The organism is Alkalibacterium sp. s-m-28 (assembly GCF_054658175.1).
Genome location: NZ_BAAGIQ010000009.1, coordinates 1 through 16753 on the forward strand (window position 1 = coordinate 1; position 16753 = coordinate 16753).

General features: G+C 45.6%; 17 protein-coding genes. 11 read left to right on the top strand and 6 right to left on the bottom strand.

Translation table 11 applies throughout. From position 1 onward, the window contains the following. Positions 1 to 606, bottom strand: a 606-nt coding sequence (locus tag ACYQ4S_RS02580) for a hypothetical protein (protein ID WP_459769175.1), incomplete at its 3' end; no start/stop codon positions are given. A gap of 169 nt (positions 607 to 775) precedes the next feature. On the opposite strand from ACYQ4S_RS02580, the gene ACYQ4S_RS02585 reads away from it, so the two are divergent. Genes ACYQ4S_RS02585 through ACYQ4S_RS02600 form a run of 4 tightly spaced genes read left to right on the top strand, consistent with a single transcriptional unit; the run spans position 776 to position 2173 of the window. Beyond that, complete coding sequence (locus ACYQ4S_RS02585; RefSeq protein WP_459769177.1) at positions 776 to 964, top strand: hypothetical protein; 189 nt, start codon at positions 776 to 778, stop codon at positions 962 to 964. Between the two features lie 38 nt (positions 965 to 1002). Then, positions 1003 to 1236 carry a hypothetical protein gene (locus ACYQ4S_RS02590; RefSeq protein WP_346023931.1) on the top strand — a complete coding sequence of 78 codons (234 nt, stop codon included), beginning with the start codon at positions 1003 to 1005 and terminating at the stop codon, positions 1234 to 1236. 34 nt (positions 1237 to 1270) lie between these two features. Beyond that, entirely contained in the window at positions 1271 to 1393 is a 123-nt protein-coding gene (locus ACYQ4S_RS02595; protein WP_346023930.1) for a hypothetical protein, read from the top strand. Between the two features lie 60 nt (positions 1394 to 1453). Further along, on the top strand, positions 1454 to 2173 hold the full coding sequence (locus ACYQ4S_RS02600) for a DNA/RNA non-specific endonuclease (protein ID WP_346023929.1): 720 nt from the start codon (positions 1454 to 1456) through the stop codon (positions 2171 to 2173). A gap of 413 nt (positions 2174 to 2586) precedes the next feature. On the opposite strand, the gene guaA is transcribed toward ACYQ4S_RS02600, so the two are convergent. The 5 genes from guaA to ACYQ4S_RS02625 form a co-directional block, all read right to left on the bottom strand. After that, positions 2587 to 4143, bottom strand: coding sequence for a glutamine-hydrolyzing GMP synthase (guaA, locus tag ACYQ4S_RS02605; RefSeq protein WP_091264859.1), 1557 nt, complete (start codon positions 4141 to 4143; stop codon positions 2587 to 2589). 33 nt (positions 4144 to 4176) lie between these two features. Continuing rightward, complete coding sequence (guaB, locus tag ACYQ4S_RS02610; RefSeq protein ID WP_459769180.1) at positions 4177 to 5658, bottom strand: IMP dehydrogenase; 1482 nt, start codon at positions 5656 to 5658, stop codon at positions 4177 to 4179. Positions 5659 to 6090: 432 nt separating this feature from the next. Continuing rightward, positions 6091 to 7611, bottom strand: coding sequence for an ABC transporter permease/substrate-binding protein (locus ACYQ4S_RS02615; protein WP_459769182.1), 1521 nt, complete (start codon positions 7609 to 7611; stop codon positions 6091 to 6093). Continuing rightward, positions 7608 to 8579: an ABC transporter ATP-binding protein gene (locus tag ACYQ4S_RS02620; protein WP_459769184.1), complete on the bottom strand. Its 972-nt coding sequence runs from the start codon at positions 8577 to 8579 to the stop codon at positions 7608 to 7610. The genes ACYQ4S_RS02615 and ACYQ4S_RS02620 overlap by 4 nt, the downstream gene beginning before the upstream one ends. Positions 8580 to 8744: 165 nt before the next feature. Then, positions 8745 to 9029, bottom strand: coding sequence for a hypothetical protein (locus tag ACYQ4S_RS02625; protein WP_459769185.1), 285 nt, complete (start codon positions 9027 to 9029; stop codon positions 8745 to 8747). 234 nt (positions 9030 to 9263) lie between these two features. Between ACYQ4S_RS02625 and ACYQ4S_RS02630 the strand changes: the two genes are divergently transcribed. The 7 genes from ACYQ4S_RS02630 to ACYQ4S_RS02660 all read left to right on the top strand — a co-directional run bounded on the left by ACYQ4S_RS02630 (position 9264) and on the right by ACYQ4S_RS02660 (position 16729). Further along, on the top strand, positions 9264 to 9752 hold the full coding sequence (locus ACYQ4S_RS02630) for a GNAT family N-acetyltransferase (protein WP_459769187.1): 489 nt from the start codon (positions 9264 to 9266) through the stop codon (positions 9750 to 9752). Between the two features lie 126 nt (positions 9753 to 9878). Then, the gene (locus ACYQ4S_RS02635) at positions 9879 to 11255 is read left to right on the top strand and encodes a M24 family metallopeptidase (protein WP_459769227.1); all 1377 of its coding nucleotides are present in this window, start codon (positions 9879 to 9881) and stop codon (positions 11253 to 11255) included. A gap of 525 nt (positions 11256 to 11780) precedes the next feature. Beyond that, the gene (locus ACYQ4S_RS02640; protein WP_459769189.1) at positions 11781 to 12977 is read left to right on the top strand and encodes a hypothetical protein; all 1197 of its coding nucleotides are present in this window, start codon (positions 11781 to 11783) and stop codon (positions 12975 to 12977) included. 16 nt (positions 12978 to 12993) lie between these two features. Then, positions 12994 to 14187 (top strand): hypothetical protein, encoded by a 1194-nt coding sequence (locus ACYQ4S_RS02645; protein ID WP_459769191.1) that lies wholly within the window; start codon positions 12994 to 12996, stop codon positions 14185 to 14187. Continuing rightward, on the top strand, positions 14184 to 15128 hold the full coding sequence (locus tag ACYQ4S_RS02650; protein WP_459769193.1) for an ABC transporter ATP-binding protein: 945 nt from the start codon (positions 14184 to 14186) through the stop codon (positions 15126 to 15128). The genes ACYQ4S_RS02645 and ACYQ4S_RS02650 overlap by 4 nt, the downstream gene beginning before the upstream one ends. Beyond that, entirely contained in the window at positions 15109 to 16020 is a 912-nt protein-coding gene (locus ACYQ4S_RS02655; protein ID WP_459769195.1) for a hypothetical protein, read from the top strand. Before ACYQ4S_RS02650 ends, ACYQ4S_RS02655 begins: the two co-directional genes overlap by 20 nt. Before the next feature lie 13 nt (positions 16021 to 16033). After that, positions 16034 to 16729 carry a hypothetical protein gene (locus ACYQ4S_RS02660; RefSeq protein WP_459769197.1) on the top strand — a complete coding sequence of 232 codons (696 nt, stop codon included), beginning with the start codon at positions 16034 to 16036 and terminating at the stop codon, positions 16727 to 16729. Positions 16730 to 16753: the final 24 nt, after the last annotated feature.

Below are 16753 nucleotides of genomic sequence, written 5' to 3' on the forward strand. Positions count from 1 at the left end.
ATAAGTGGCTTTCAGATATGAATCTCTATGGATCTCACGCATTCGCTGTTGGTAGTACGGGCAGGCTTTCTTTTTACATTTGAAAATCTCGAACCCTTCCCGGGTTTTGATTTTCTCCAGTGCCCCCATACAGTGCGGGCAACGAATTAAGCGTGGTTTTTCGGATTCTTTTCCAGGGATATGCGTGTGCTTACACACTTTACACAGTCTCTGGCCAGTTTTTTTACTGTTTATGTAAAGATACTGGTGAGGCGCATGGCAGCGCGAACACTGTTCTTTTTCGGAGAGTTGTTTCGCTCTCGTTCTTCCTCTAATCGGTTTGATTGGAGATCCAAGTTCTTCTGAATAAGTGAGAATGAGTCGGTAATCTAAATCATGCACCTTTTTGATCACCGGCAATGCATCAATCTCCATGTGAGGATAGGGCTGGTCAAGTGGTTTAGATACGGTCGGAGCACGGGAGTGCGTTGTCCAACGATTACGTTCTTCGATAAGAGAACGGGTCAATTCACGATATTTTTCAAGCATTTCCTGTTGTCTGATATTTTCTTTCAGGCAATAGTAGATAATTTCAAACTGACAGTTTATAATAGGGGTATACAGCACTTGCTTTTCCTTCTTTCTGGGGATAGTTTGGTAGTCGGATACCTACTATTTTACCGATAAATGAGGGAGGGGCAAGTGTTTTTTGTCTTTTCCTTGATAGAACAACGGTTATAGACCTTTAAGAACAAAAAAATTTGACAGTAACACAACTCTCGAAAGGGGTAATGTTATGAAGAAAGAACAAACAACCGTTGCAGTCGCATTTTCTTTTATACTTTTCTTACTGCTTTACAATTTCGCCTATGAATTAGCTTTCAACCAGACTTTAGTTAACTTGAGACTTGTCTATATAGCCATGTTGGGGCTCTTTTATCTGTATATTTTCTATATCAGAAGAAAGAGGATCAACCGGAAATAGACATGAATTACCATTACGAATTTAGGGAGCTCAAACAGATGAACACAAATGAGATCGAATCTTTTGATTCACGTAAACTGCCTATGTTCATTATGCTGGCGTACCTTGTTCCTGTTCTGGGAATAGGGTTTGCGCTTTACATACTGAATTATACACAGACTTACGAAACGGAACGCTGGGTACCTATGGCTGCACTTGTTGCTTTGTTTATACAGATTATACCAATCCTCTTTGCCGTTTTAGGCATTCTGACCTGGTACACGGGAGCTTGATTTGATAAGCTGTCAGTAGGAAAGGTGTGGCCTGATGAATAAAACAATGAAGGACTTGCTTGCTGACCGAGTAGAAGTACAGGAAATAACACACAAATATCTGAAAGTCATTCTGGTTCTCCTGGCAATCGGTTCAATTCTGGCATATGTGTTATAAAAAATAGAGTAGCTAGTAATAAGTAAAGCTGCTCGGAGGAATAAAGGGTGTTTTGATTACATGTTGAAAAAAGTTACAGCGGTCGGGCTGATTAGCTCGGCATTATTTTTGAGTGGGTGTGACCTTCTGGAAGACGCCTTAGGGCTGACGGAAAGCAGTTCAGGCACTGTTAGCGGAATAGCAGAAGCGGATATTCCGGGACCGGATGACTTACCCATCGACTCACTATACTTAGAAGTGAATGACAATATTCCATTCTTCACTAATGAAGAACTGGAAGTCAGTGAACCCTTTCATACGTATGCCGACCTGGATGAACTTGGCCGCGTCGGCGTAGCGGAAGCACTGCTTGATATCGACTTGATGCCGGCAGAACAGCGCGGATCAATCGGACATATCGAACCAACTGGATGGAATCAGGGGAACTACGAGATTGTGTCAGGAAACTGGTTATATAACCGCAGCCATTTAATCGGGCACCAGATGACTGGGTATGATGGGCGTGAGAACCTTATGACCGGGACACGTCAGTTTAACGCCGAGGGGATGCTGCCATTTGAAAACTTCGTCGCCAATGTGGTCGAAGAAACAGAGATGCAGGTCCGCTACCGGATCACGCCATTATTTGAAGGAGACAATCTTCTTGCCCACGGCATTATCATGGAAGGTTTCTCTGTAGACGATGACGGAGAAACTCTGACATTCAACGTGTTCGTCCCCAACCAGCAGGATGGCATCGAACTGGATTATGAGACCGGAGATCACTGGCCGGCGGATTAATATGACCGAGCTTAGATACATGAAAAAGAACATGAGAAAGGCATGCCGGAATTTTATTTTCCATGGCATGCCTTTTATAATTATTGTCTGGAAGTGGTGCTTGCTTTTTCTATTCTGATCAGCCTAACCGTATTGTAGATAATGACATAAAAGATAATAGCGATTGGAAGAGTAACCAGGAAAAATGATACCTCCAATGTATGAAGAACGAGACCAAAAATAAATAGCGCTAGAAAGATCCATAAATTTAACGAGCTATGTCTGATTTCTATGGGAAAGTCCTTACCTCTGTATATTTTTGAAACTACTCATCAATTAATATAATGCCCCCATTTTGTAGACTATTACAAAATGGGGGCATTTTAGAATAACTCTTAAAATGAGAACCTTAATACTAAATTCGTTATTAAGTATTACTCCCACTCAACAGTTGAAGGTGGCTTACTCGTTACATCATACACGATACGGTTGACGTGCTTGACTTCGTTGACGATTCTGACAGAGATTTTTTGCAGGACGTCCCACGGGATGCGGGCGAAGTCTGCGGTCATACCGTCAATGGAAGTAACGGCACGGATGCCGATTGTATAGTCATATGTGCGGCCGTCTCCCATGACACCGACACTCTTGAAGCCAGGCAGGACCGTGAAGTATTGCCAGATGTCGCGGTCAAGGCCAGCTTTTTTGATTTCTTCTCTTAAAATAGCGTCACTTTCTCGGACGATTTCAAGTTTTTCTTCAGTGATTTCACCGATCACTCGGATACCCAGACCGGGTCCAGGGAATGGCTGACGCCAGACTAGGGACTCGGGCATGTTCAGTTCAAGTCCCAGTTCGCGGACTTCGTCTTTAAATAGGGTATTCAACGGTTCGATCAGCTCAAAGGTCATGTCATCAGGAAGTCCGCCAACGTTGTGGTGAGATTTGATGGTCTGAGCTGTGGCTGTTCCACTCTCGATTACATCGGTATACAAGGTTCCTTGAGCCAGGAAGTCGATGCCGTCGAGTTTTGCTGCTTCGTCGTTGAAGACATAGACGAATTCGTTTCCGATGATCTTACGTTTCTGTTCAGGATCTGATACGCCGTTCAGTTTGCTTAAGAAGCGGTCTTTTGCATCGACGCGGATCACGTTCAGTCCGAATTTGCCTTCTAGACTGGCCATGACCTGATCGCCTTCATCTTTACGAAGCAGGCCGTGGTCGACAAAGATACAAGTCAGCTGGTCTCCGATGGCTTTATTCAGAAGCACGCCAACAACACTTGAATCGACACCGCCGGATAAACCAAGGAGGACTTTTCTGTCGCCAACGAGTTCTCTGATTTTATCTACTTCCATGTCAATGAAGTTCTGCATAGTCCAGTTTCCTGAGCATTCACAGACGCCAAAGGCAAAGTTGCGCAGAATTTCATTGCCGTTTTCTGTATGACGGACTTCCGGGTGGAACTGTACGGCGTGGAAATTTTTGTCCAGGTTCTGGATGGCACTGATCGGGCAGTGATCGTTTGAAGCTGTGACAGTGAAGCCTTCCGGACTCTTAGTTACGTAATCTCCGTGGCTCATCCAGACATTCTCTTCTTCCTCCAATGTTGTAAAGAGAGCGGCTGTGCGGTCCTGCACACTGATTTCAGCTTTTCCGTATTCACGGTTTTTGCTTGGGCTGACTTCTCCGCCAAGCATATAGGTCATCAGTTGCATACCGTAACAGATACCCAGAATCGGAATGCCCAGTTCGAATATTTCTGGATCGATCGAGAAGGCATTCTCGTCATAGACACTCATCGGTCCACCGGAGAAGATGATGCCTTTAACATTCATATTTTTCAGTTCTTCTGCAGTTGTTGTGTGCGGAAGCAGTTCGGAGTAGACACCGAATTCTCTTATACGGCGTGTGATCAGCTGATTGTACTGGCTTCCGAAGTCCAGAACGATCAGTTTTTCTAATGTTGTCGTATCAATAGTAGAGGTCACTTAATTCACCCTTATCTTAAAAAAATTTATCAATTAGCGTACAGAATAGTTCGGTGCTTCTTTTGTAATTTGAACATCATGCGGGTGAGACTCGCGAAGTCCGGCACCACTCATTTGAATAAACTGAGTGTCTTCTCTCAAGGCTTTCAAGTCTTTTGCTCCTGCATAGCCCATACCAGAACGCAGTCCACCTAGCATCTGGAAGATAACTTCCTGCAGGCTTCCTTTGTATTCGATTCGGCCTTCAATACCTTCTGGAACCAGCTTGTTGGCTTCGTTTTTAGAATCCTGGAAGTAACGGTCACTAGAACCCTGCTTCATAGCGCCCAGGCTTCCCATGCCACGGTAAGTCTTGAAGCGGCGCCCCTGGAAGATTTCGAATTCACCAGGTGATTCGTCTGTTCCTGCAAGCAGGCTACCCAGCATGACGGCATGTCCACCGGCAGCGAGAGCTTTTACGATATCGCCGGAGTACTTGATTCCACCATCTGCGATAATCGGCTTGCCGAATTCTCTAGCCACAGAAGCAGAATCGTAGATAGCAGTTATTTGAGGGACACCGACACCAGCAACGACACGAGTCGTACAGATCGATCCGGGACCGATTCCTACTTTAACGACGTCTACGCCAGTTTCAAATAGAGCACGTGTGCCTTCTGCAGTTGCGACGTTTCCTGCAATCAGTGCAACATCAAGGAACTCTTCACGCAGTTCCTTGATTTTTCGGATCACACCTGCACTGTGTCCGTGAGCTGTATCTATAACGATCACGTCAACTCCTGCTTCTACAAGTGCCTGAGCCCGTTCGAATGAGTCGCTGGTTACACCAATGGCTGCCCCAACAAGTAGTCGGCCATGTGAATCTTTCGCAGCATTAGGAAATTCAACGACTTTTTCAATGTCCTTGATTGTAATCAGTCCACTTAAACGGTTATTTTCGTCAACGATCGGCAGTTTTTCGATCTTGTGTCTCTGAAGAATTTTCTCGGCGTCTTCTAAAGACGTACCCACTGGTGCAGTGACCATGTCATCTTTAGTCATTGCTGTGCTGATTGCTTGAGTATAGTCAGTCAGGAAGCGCAGATCGCGGTTTGTCAGGATACCGACAAGTACACGGTCCTCCATAGAATTGACTAAAGGCACACCACTGATACGGTAGCGGGACATCAGTTCTTCAGCGTCAGAAATCAGGTGGTCCGGTGTCAGGTAGAACGGATCAATGATCACGCCGTTTTCAGAACGTTTAACTTTACGGACTTCCATCGCCTGGTCTTCGATAGACATGTTCTTATGGATAATACCCAGTCCGCCTTGACGTGACATGGCAATCGCCATTCGGGAGTCAGTCACAGTGTCCATGCTGGCACTCAATACGGGGATCGACAATTTGACTTTATCGGTTAGACTGATACTCAGATCAACATCGTTCGGTAAAACATGACTTTCCTGTGGCATTAATAGTACATCATCAAAAGTGAAGCCTTTTTTAGCAAATTTCGTTTCCCATTGTGACATAAATGAAAATCCTCCTTAAGATTTGGCTGTTCGGTCTGATAATTTTAAGGATTAGTGTATCAAAATGGTGGAAGCTTATCAAATGGTATTTTCAGGCATTTTTTACAATGAGTAACTTCTCATTAATAGATAGGATTTAAAATATCGTGATAGCCGTTTCAAAAGCTATTGTGATAGGGATAAAGAGGGTCGATCAATTTTATTTATTCGCATAAAGTATTTAAATCTAATCAAAAATTAATTATGTTATCAATAGGTAAAGCTCAGAACGTTCAGTTGTAGAGGAGAAAAACACGAATATTCACTGTTTCGCATCGTTTTATTAGGGTAAAACCCGAACATTGATCAAACCGATAGAGGTTTAAAAAGTGAAAAAGCCCAGCCGTAAAAAACAGCTGGACTTTGATCATATAATTGTTTTTCTGAAAGAATTTATTCTTCAAGCAGACCCTGTTCAATCAGGAAGTCACGTGCGATATCTTCAGCTGATCGACTTTCAAAGGCTACTTCGTAGTTCATTCCTCGCATCTGATCATCGTCGATCAGGCCGTCAAGAACAGACAGAATCTCTTCGATTTCCGGGTACTCATCCAGCAAGGCGTCAAGCATCAGTGGCGCGCCTTGGTAAGGAGGGAATAATCCCTGGTCATCTTCAAGCACGACCAGATTATATTCATCGATTTCGGCATCGGTACTGTAGGCATCGATCAGATTGATGTCGCCTCTTTCGATAGCCGTGTACCTCAGCTGGGCATCCATAGTTGTTACATTCCCAAACGTGATGCCATACATGTCCTGGATACCAGGGTAGCCGTCTGTGCGGTCATTGAATTCCAGTGTAAATCCGGCATCAACTTCGTCAGTGACATTGGCAAGGTCCGAAATAGTCACCACATCATGTTCTTCAGCAAATTCGGAAGTGACAGCCAGAGCATACGTGTTATTGAACGCCATTGGATCCAGCAGTGTCATATTATATTCTTCTGATATCAGATCTCTAGCTTCAGTAAAGACTTCTTCTTCGCTTGTACCAGGTTCAGGAACGATGTCGAAGAAAGTCGTCAGGACTGTCCCGGTGAATTCTGTATAAATATCGATTTCACCTGACCTTAACGCATTGAAAACAAAGTTGGTCTGACCGAAGTTTGGTTCCACAGCAGCAGTTATATCGCTCTGGTCTTCGATCAGCAGTTTGTAGATATTCATCAGCACTTCAGGCTCTACTCCCTGTTTTCCTGAAATGATGATATCCTCATCTTCTCCGAAGACTAGGGGGGCCGCCAGTAGAAGCAGGATCATAAGAAGACCTGAACCGAGAATGGTCGCAGTCTTTTTGAATGACGCATTCTGGAAGTAGCGCAGCAGCTGGTCGAAAATAATAGCCAGTAGTGCCGCCGGGACGGCACCTAACAGGATCAGGTTGTTGTCACCACGGTCAATTCCTAGAAGGATCAGATTACCGAGTCCGCCAGCACCGATCAGAGCAGCAACTGTTGCAGTTCCGATGATGAGAACCATCGCTGTTCTGATCCCCGCCATAATGACAGGCATAGCCAGTGGAAGCTGTACTTTACGCAGTTTGCGCCAGCGGCTCATTCCCATAGCATCAGCGGCTTCGTTAAGAGACGGGTCTACTCCCTCAAGTCCGGTGTAGGTGTTTCTAAGTATCGGAAGCAGGGCATAGATTATAAGAGCCATTACCGCAGGCACTGTTCCTATACCGACTAGTGGAATCAGAAGACCCAGGACTGCTAGTGAAGGGATAGTCTGAAAAATAGCAGTGATTTGTATGATCGGTTCAGCGATGCGCTTGTATCCGATTAGAAAAATGCCCAAGGGAACAGCGATCAGTACAGCAATGATCAACGCCATAAAGGACAGCTGCATGTGTTCGATGAGAGCCGTTCCGAGGTCACTGCTTCTTTGTTGGAAAGTATCGATTAAAGTTGTCATGATGCAGAGGCCTCCTTATCAGCGTTGACTTGGCTGGCCAGGTAATGAACCAGGTGGTCACGTGTAACCATGCAGTCTTCCTGATCGGCATGGGTCACCTTGACAATTGAATGGTCTGCCATCAATAAAAGCAAGTCGTTAACTGGCGCATCTGCGTCGATCGACGCCGTACTTGGTGCATCTGAGGTTCTGGTGATGTAGTCGTTGTCGATTAAATGCTGGACAGTCTTTTCTTCCTGGTAATGCGGCAGACCAGTCTGCAGGAATTCTCTGACAAAGTCATTGGCCGGGTGCTTCAGTATCTCTTCGGCAGTACCGACCTGTTCGATCCTGCCCTGATTCATCACACAGATACGGTCGCCCAGATTGATGGCTTCCTGCATGTCATGCGTCACAAAGACTACTGTCTTCTTCAGTTTGTGCTGAAGCTCGACCACGTCTTTCTGCAGACGGCTTCGGCTGATAGGATCCAGAGCGCTGAACGGCTCATCCATTAAAATGATGTCTGGATCAGCTGCCAGAGCCCGGATGACTCCGATTCTCTGCTGCTCACCGCCTGACAATTCAGAGACTTGGCGGTTCCGGTATTTGTCAGGGTCCAGACCTACCGTATCCAGCAGTTCAGTTACACGGTTTTTCATGTCTTCCTTAGACCACTTTTTCATTTCCGGAACGGTAGTGATGTTCTGTTCTACTGTCATATTGGGAAACAGGGCAATCTGCTGCAGCACATAGCCGATATTCCAGCGCAGTTCCTGCAGATCATAGTCACTGATACGCTTGTCGTCGATCAGGATCGTCCCTTCAGTTAAGTGGATCAGCTGATTAATCATTTTAAGTGTTGTCGTCTTTCCACTTCCGCTGGGGCCGATCAGGACAAAGAACTCACCTTCATTAATTTCCAGCGAAAAGTCCTCGACCACAGCGGTGTCATTATAAAATTTATACACCTCTTCGAAACGTATCATATTACTTCCTCCTACTTCTCTATTCATTCAGTATAGCAAAGGGGTGGGGTAAACCTGTAATCATATACTCATGGGGGTAGCGGGGTGTCACATTTTGTATATGCTTTTCAGTTAATTAAGAATGCCCTCCTTAAGGAAAGGACGGGCACCCGTCGCAATGACAAACTAAGTTCCTTTAATGACGGTGTCTTCAATCTGAAGTGTATTTTTACCGATAAATTCGGCTGATCCCGTGATAGTTGTCACTCCAGCTGATTCCAGACTTTTTTTACTTTGTTCTGGTACCGGATCAGTAAAGGTCTTCTTGAAAGCCATAAGATTCGGCCAGGTTCCGCCCCATAAATCTTCTTCAATAATGGCAAATGTTCTACCAGCAGCTGCCAGACCTGAAGCAATACTCTTTCCGGCTACACCGCTGCCTATGACGACGACATCGAATGATTGAGTCATGCTTTAACATCCTTTCGTATGTTAGTGCTCAATGTGGGCGTTTTTTATCCTAATTGAATAGTATCATTTAATGGATATAATAAGATAACAGTGTGCATTTTAATAAGAACTTATATCCTCCGGAAAAAGTATGATAGGATAAGAAAAATAATAATGAGATGAAAATCTATATTGACGTTATTAATTATTAGGTCACATGAGCTATAGGGGAAGTAATAACGGGGGGGAGAACACATGCTTTTACTTAGGGAAATTGAAGAAAGAGATAATGACATCATCGGTCAGATCGTTCAGCGGTCCCTTGAAGAAGAAGGACTCAAGATGCCGGGAACAGCATACTACGACCCGTACTTGTTCGAACTGTACGACTATTATCAGAAACCGGACAGACAGTACTGGGTGCTGGAAAAAGACGGAACAGTGATCGGTGGAATCGGGGTCGGTCCATTTGACGAGAAAGAGAAAGTTGGAGAGATTCAGAAACTCTACATTATTAAAGGGGAGCGTGGCAATGGCTACGCTCATCAGCTGATCAAGAAGGCTATGGATTTTGGTACGCTTCACTATAATGCACTTTACATTGAAACGTTTGCCTCATTGTCAGATGCCAACCATCTCTACAGTAAATATGGATTTGAAAAGCTGGAGGCTCCACTTAACGGGACGGAACATAGTGCCTGCGATACCTGGCTGATCAGACGTTATCCTAGAATGGCTGACTAGAGGTCTCAAATGAGAAAACACTTACCCGACATGCCGGATTCCATTCCCTGTGATATGATTGACAGGGATAGAAGAGACAGGCGTTTTGTGTAGCCTGACTGAATGATATGATGGAAAAGGATGGGAATGACAGTGGCAGTTGTAGTCAAAAAAGTTAAGAAGCCTGAAATGGACAACATCAGAAGCAAGGTCATGCTGACGGATGAGACTATTCAGGAAAGGTTGAACAAAGTACTTGAACGCATGAAAGACAATGGACTGTCTTCATTAGTTATCTATGCCGACAAGGAACATGGCAGTAGTTTTGAGTATCTGGTCGGGTTCATTCCGAGATTTGAAGAAGCGCTGCTGGTTTTAAACCAGGATGGTTCGGCGACACTTATACTGGGTAATGAGAATATCAATAAAGCGCCGCATGCGCGCTTAAAAGCTGTCGGAAGAAAGTGTGCGCTTTTCTCACTGCCGAATCAGCCAATGGGAGAGCTGGATGATTTAACAGCTGTTCTTCAAGAGACAGATATAGATACGTCCAGTCAGGTCGGCCTTGTCGGCTGGAAGCTGATTCCGGGGATGACTCGTCAGTTCGATATCCCGCAATTTATCGTTAGTGCCCTGGAGACGGTTGCCGGAAAAGACAAGCTTGTCAATGCGACAGCACTTCTGATTGGTCCGGAAAATGGCGCACGAGTGACCATCAATGCTAATGAAGCGGCACATTACGAATACGGAGTAGCTCTGGCATCAGATGCGCTGCTGGATGCAATGAATAGCCTTACTGTCGGAGTGAGCGAACTGGAAATTGGGAACCGTCTCAACAGAGATGGTCAGTACAACAATGTGGTCACGATCTGTGCATTCGGTGACCGATTTATAAAAGGGAATCTTTACCCGACTGATAACAGACTCGTCAAAGGAGACAAAGTGGCCCTGACGGTTTCTTATAAAGGCGGGTTGTCGAGCAGGTCAGGCTATGCCGTGACAAATGAAGAAGAACTTGCTGGAGTAGATGAAGGATACTTAGAAGAGGTCGTCATGCCTTATTTTGAAGCGTATCATTACTGGCTGACGAATCTGAAAATAGGTGTGCGCGGTGGAGACTTTTATGATGCCTTCAATACATTTTATCCGCAGGACACATACGGCTGGCATCTTTGCCCGGGTCATCTGACGGCAGATGAAGAATGGCTGTCTTCGCCATTTTACACAGGATCAGAAGCAGTCGTTCAGTCGGGGATGCTGTTTCAAGTCGATTTCATCCCTTCTCAGACTGGCCATAACGGGGTTTCAGCTGAAAGTACGGTCCTTCTAGCAGATGATGATTTGAAGCAGGCCATACGGGCGGATTATCCGGATATGTGGAAACGAATCGAAAGCAGGAGAGCCTACCTGAGTGACGAGCTGGGTACCAAGCTGCCAGAAGACGTGCTGCCGATGGCTGGTACACTTGCGTATTACAGACCCTACATGCTGAACGACGAATACGCACTGACAATTGAAAATTAATTGATTGTGTGAAAACTCCTCTGATCGGGGAGTTTTTTCATTATAAAGAACAGGACTAAAAGAGAAGAGGAGGAAAATTTTCTCGGAAACTTTTTCGAGCCCCTTGTCTACAATGGTAAGTGAAGTATAGGGATAAATGTCTATTTAAACTGCGTTATGAATACAAATTTATGGAGTCTAATGATGAATCGTACTGATAAACTAGACCGTGAGCAAAATTACTTTAGTTTACGACTCAACTGGTAAGCTGAACTGTATTCTAAAGTGCCATAATGTAGTTTATTCAGAATATTACGAGTGAAATATACCGAGTGAGTTTAGTACTGGTTCTTGATATATGAACGACTCTATATTAATGATTCAAGTGAATAACAGTCATATCGGAGCCAATATAAGGGCTCATATTATGAAGAAAGTATGAAGAATGATCCGGATTAGAAAAAAATGATAAAACGTCTTTTTTTCTTAGTTTTCTATGATAGAATGATTTAAATAGTACAAATACATAGATAAAGGATCGGTAGAATGTACAAGCAGATTATAGAAGAAACTTTGAAATATATGTGGAGAAATAAGAAGAACAGGCTGGTTATGGTTCTCAGTTTAGGCGTCGTGCTGGTACATAGCCTTCTCATCCTGCCTAATCTAACGGAAGATTTTGATGTCGATGTTGCTCAGCTCGAGCGGTCTATCGTCTCAAATCAGCAGACCTTTGAAGACCGTCTAGAAACGGGTCAGACCCTGCCATCCTTTTTTACTGGGACGAGCGCCTATCAGCAAGCTAGAAACGAGTACGTGAATCAGCGTGAACTGCTGACAGCGATCCGGACTGGGGATGCCAGACGCTACCTGACGATTAACTACAGACCTCAGGGTGATCCGGGAAGCGTTATGGAAGATGAAGGATTCAATCTTCCTATACTGGGCTATGCTCAGGAACGGGAGTTTCAGTCGATGAAAAATCAAGTCTACGTTAATGAAGTCGAGCCACTCAGTTTTCACCATATCCACGAACGAACGAGTCTGCAGCAGATGCATCTGTTCCTGATCGGATGGGGCCCATACATACTTATTTTCCTGCTGCTGTTCATGATCAGTGATGTAGTGACAAAAGACAGGAAGCTGACCACTCAAAAACTCGGAGTATCCAAGAACTGGTTTACCTATCTGATGGTCCAGTCTCTGGCTGCTTTGGTCTTTGTTGCGCTGTTCTTTGCGGTCATAACCGGGATTTTCTATCTCGTCAATGGCATTCAGTACGGCTTTGGTTTTGGATCGCTTCCTGCTGGTGCTTTTGAAGCCGCACCTGAAGGCGAACCGTTCCATGCCTCCATCTGGTCTGTTATTGATCTTTCAACATTCTTTATCCGGGCACTGCCGCTTCTGGCTCTGCTTCTCTACGGCTTTACACGTCTGAATACGCTGATCAGCTTGATTGTCAAGCAGGATGTCGTCGTTCTAATTGCTACATCCTTTGCATTGTTATTTCCTTTTCTTTATTACGGGGAAGAGACGACAGAACTGCTGGGGCTTAATATAAGCTGGTATCCTCAGACCTACTATCAGGTGGGAGGTGCCGCAACAGGCATGATCGACGCAATTGTCCAGGAACCTGTTCCGTATTCTAGAGGTATCATTGTCCTGCTTGTCACCTTATTGATAATTGAAGGGCTGAACTACTTGGCATCGAAACACATTACTAGACAGACATTCTTAGGATAGGAGGCGTTGTATACAGATGAAAACATTAATTAAATGGAACAGCCGGCTGATGCTTCGAGACTGGAAGACACGCCTGCTGCTGATTGGATTTTTTGTCTTTCTTGGGTCCTTTTCCTTGCTTTACAGGCAGCAGAATGTGACGTTGCCTGAGATGCAGCTGCGCGCAGAATACAGTGATGCGCATCAGATTTTCCGAATGATTCCGGACTCACACTTCGAAGGAGAAGTAGGTCAGGAAGTCCAGCAGAGACTGGGGCGCAATTCGATCCTGATCGGACTGAACCGCTACATTATGACTCAACGTGAAGGGAATACTGTTGAGGGGCTTGAAGAGGTGGTGTCGGATTATTTAAATAACGGCCGGGAAATGGCTGAAAATAATCTTTATCTTCATGAAGAAACTGATTTTGAATCCTATGATCTTCTTCAGGACGTCTATCTGCCGTCGATAGAAGAAGTGGAGCAGCAGATCGCGTTTTTCAATGCACTTGAAGACAACAACCTTGATATCGAATGGAACCCGTATGCGTCGTCTCAGATTCTTCAGCAGCAGGTTGAACTGTTCGTGACGGTCATCGTGTTCATTGCAATCGCTTTGCTCGCTGGGGATCATTTTACGAAAGATCAAGTGAAGAATTACAGTGTGACCCAGGGACTGCCTGTTCCTGTTAAAGCTCAGTGGCGGGTTAGAAGCGGGATGCTGTGGTTCCTGACTTGGGTCGTGGCTCTGGGTGGGCTGGCGGCCAGTTATCTCATTTCACTGTTCTTTGAAACGTCCGGCAGCTTGAATTATCCGACTGAAATCTATATGAATCAGACCGTCAGATACATCCCACTCTGGCAGTACAGCCTCCTTCTGATCGGAATGGGCATGATCGTCAGTTTCCTGTTTCTGCTGATCATCACCGGACTGAGCTGGATGATCCGAAATGTCTACCTGACCTTGTTCATCACAGCCGGGCTGGTCTTGTCGTATACGTTATGGCAGGTCTTCCCGCCACTTACAGGCTGGCAGCCGTCATTCTACACGAACAGCGTAGGCGTTTTGTCCGGACAGATGGCCAGACAGTTCCAGCTTCCAGGCATCGAATTCTGGCGCCTGCCGCTGATTGCCCTGGTGATCTGGCTTGCTCTTGAAGGGGCATTTCACTACCTGTTCAGCCTCATTCCGACTCAGTCGCTTGGATTAAAAAGGAGAGAAACTAAATGACATTAACTATCACCGATATGACCGTTGCTTACGGCGATCGTGTTGTACTGGAAAACATCTCGTTTACATTGAACAATGGGCAGATCATCGGGCTTGTAGCGCCCAACGGAACCGGGAAAACGACTCTGTTCAATGCGATCATGCGCTTTATTCCGGTCAGATCCGGGGCGATCGAAGTGGATGGGACAGCCTACTCGGCCAAGGACAAGGATGTTCTGGCTCTACATAAGCTGATCACCTTTTTCCCGAATCAGGCTGATCTGCATGAAAACTTTTCGGGCACGGAGCATATCCAGATGTATGCGGATATGTGGTCAGGCAAGCGCGATCAGGTTCAGGCGATCATCAAACGCCTGGAAATGGAAGACTATGTGGACCGCAAAGTCAGCACCTACTCTCTAGGTATGCGCCAGCGACTCTGCTTTGCCATGGTGGTGGCGGCCGATACACCGATCATGTTCATGGACGAGGTCATGAACGGACTCGATCCGGAAAACGTGTCGCTCGTCTCAGACATATTGATTGACTTGAGACGCGAAGGGAAGATCATCATGGTCGCTTCCCACTTGCTCGACAATCTGGACGAGTACGCAGACAAAGTCTTTTTCCTGAAAGACAAGCAGTTGCATTTTGTCTTCGACCACCATGTTGATAAAATCGACTATTTCAAACTCATGTGTACACAGAAGCAGGCTGAGAAGCTGGAAGAGTCTGTAGCTTTGCCTGAAGGAACCATGCATCTGGGGAACAGCATGCTGTGCATTCCACTTGAAACCCTTAATGAAAAAGAACAGCTGGCTCTTTATCAGATGATCCGTCAGATGAAAGACGGCGCCCTGACAGTGGGACCACTTGGTACGGGAGAATATTATTCTCATCTCTACGGCCTGGAACTTCATTCTTACGACAGGGGGCATGAGCATGAGACTGAACCGGTTTAAACTGTCCGTCAAGCTGACTGGACTGAGCGGTGCACTTATGTTGCTTTCCGGCTGTGCCGGCTTTACGGGTCTCCGCTCACCGCATTATGATGGGGGGCCGATCGAACCTGATGAGGAAGCGATTGAGCGCTACAGCGAATCAGCCCAGGTGGATGAGGCATTCGAAGGCATCTATAGACGGTATCCGCTGAGCAGCCGATTAAGAGAGGACGCACTGGACTTTTCTGATGCAGGCTCTTTTGAACTGAACGAAGGGGAGTATAGTGTAGGCGAAGACTTGCCTGAAGGTCGGGTTTATATTCAAAGTGAGTCGAGCGATTTCAGGCCTGAATTCTGGATCATCCACACAGCACATGTCGTGATTAGAGACGAAGCTGATTCAGTGGCTTTTGATCAGCATTTTCAGAATGAAACTGGCGTGATGCAGGCCTATGTCGATTTGCGAGAAGGCTACACGGTTGAGGTAAGCGGGAATGATCCAATCCTTTATGTAGACTATTCTGGTGAAACCGGGAGCAACTGGGTGAACACCGGGCTCGGTGAAGAGCAGATCACACTGACATCCGGACACTACAGTGTAGGAACGCACCTGTCACCGGGCAAGTATACGATAGAAAGTGCTACGGGTCCCAGGGCTTCGGAACTGTATCTCCTTTCTGAGAATGATGAGGTAGCCATTATTGAACTGCACTCACGTATGAATCCTGCCGGGGTCATCAGCGCAGAAGACAATCAGTCGCTGCTTGAACGAGGGCAGATTACCCCGGAAATATATGAAATGAATGAAATGCAGAGACAGAGGTTCGAAGAAGACAAGCCGGTGATCGACCTAAATGAAGGAGATGTTCTTTATCTGCCGATGGTCGACCAGCTGTTACTGGAAGAGAAGTAGAAGGAGCTAACCTATGTATGAATCCTGGATTGAAGCCGAACGCTTCTACTCACTAATCATGCCTTGGACCATAATCGGCCTGGCTGTCCTTGTGTTTGTCTATATTTTTATTTATTCTTACACAGCCAAGGGTCAGAAGCTGAGGAAAGGGACTAATTTAAGTGTGATCAGTATCCTTTTACTCAGTCTGCTGTATTTTGTCTTCGGTCATCTCCGCTACAGCTTCTGGGTGGAGCAGAATGAATACATTCACCCCGGAATCAGAGAATATACCTATATCTTAGGGATTCGGTCAGATGAGGATCGGCAGGTCATAAGAGCCCAGCGTCAGAGCCCGTCTCTTTACAGACAATTGAATGCACTGGAAAAATATGAAGCTGATGCTAGGGTACAGCCAATGATTTACGATTATCTGGGATCCAGAGACGATACCCATTATTTTTCTTTCGGAGACGAAGGCCAGTATGCATTCCGGATCAGGGGTACTGTAGAGTGGACCCAAGGCGAACGGGAAGTTCACGGCTGGCAGTTCAGGCTGACAGATGACCGCTTCGAGACATTAGGTTTCGCAAACGACTTTGATATTATTTTTGATGTTCTTCTGTTACCTGAAACAGAGCAGAGAGAGCTGGCCGATTTGTCTGATTATCGTATGACAGCAATCAGTGAAGTTTATCCGAACTGGATTTTCCCGAATCAGCGTGACTAAAACAGGATATTAGAATAGGAGAGA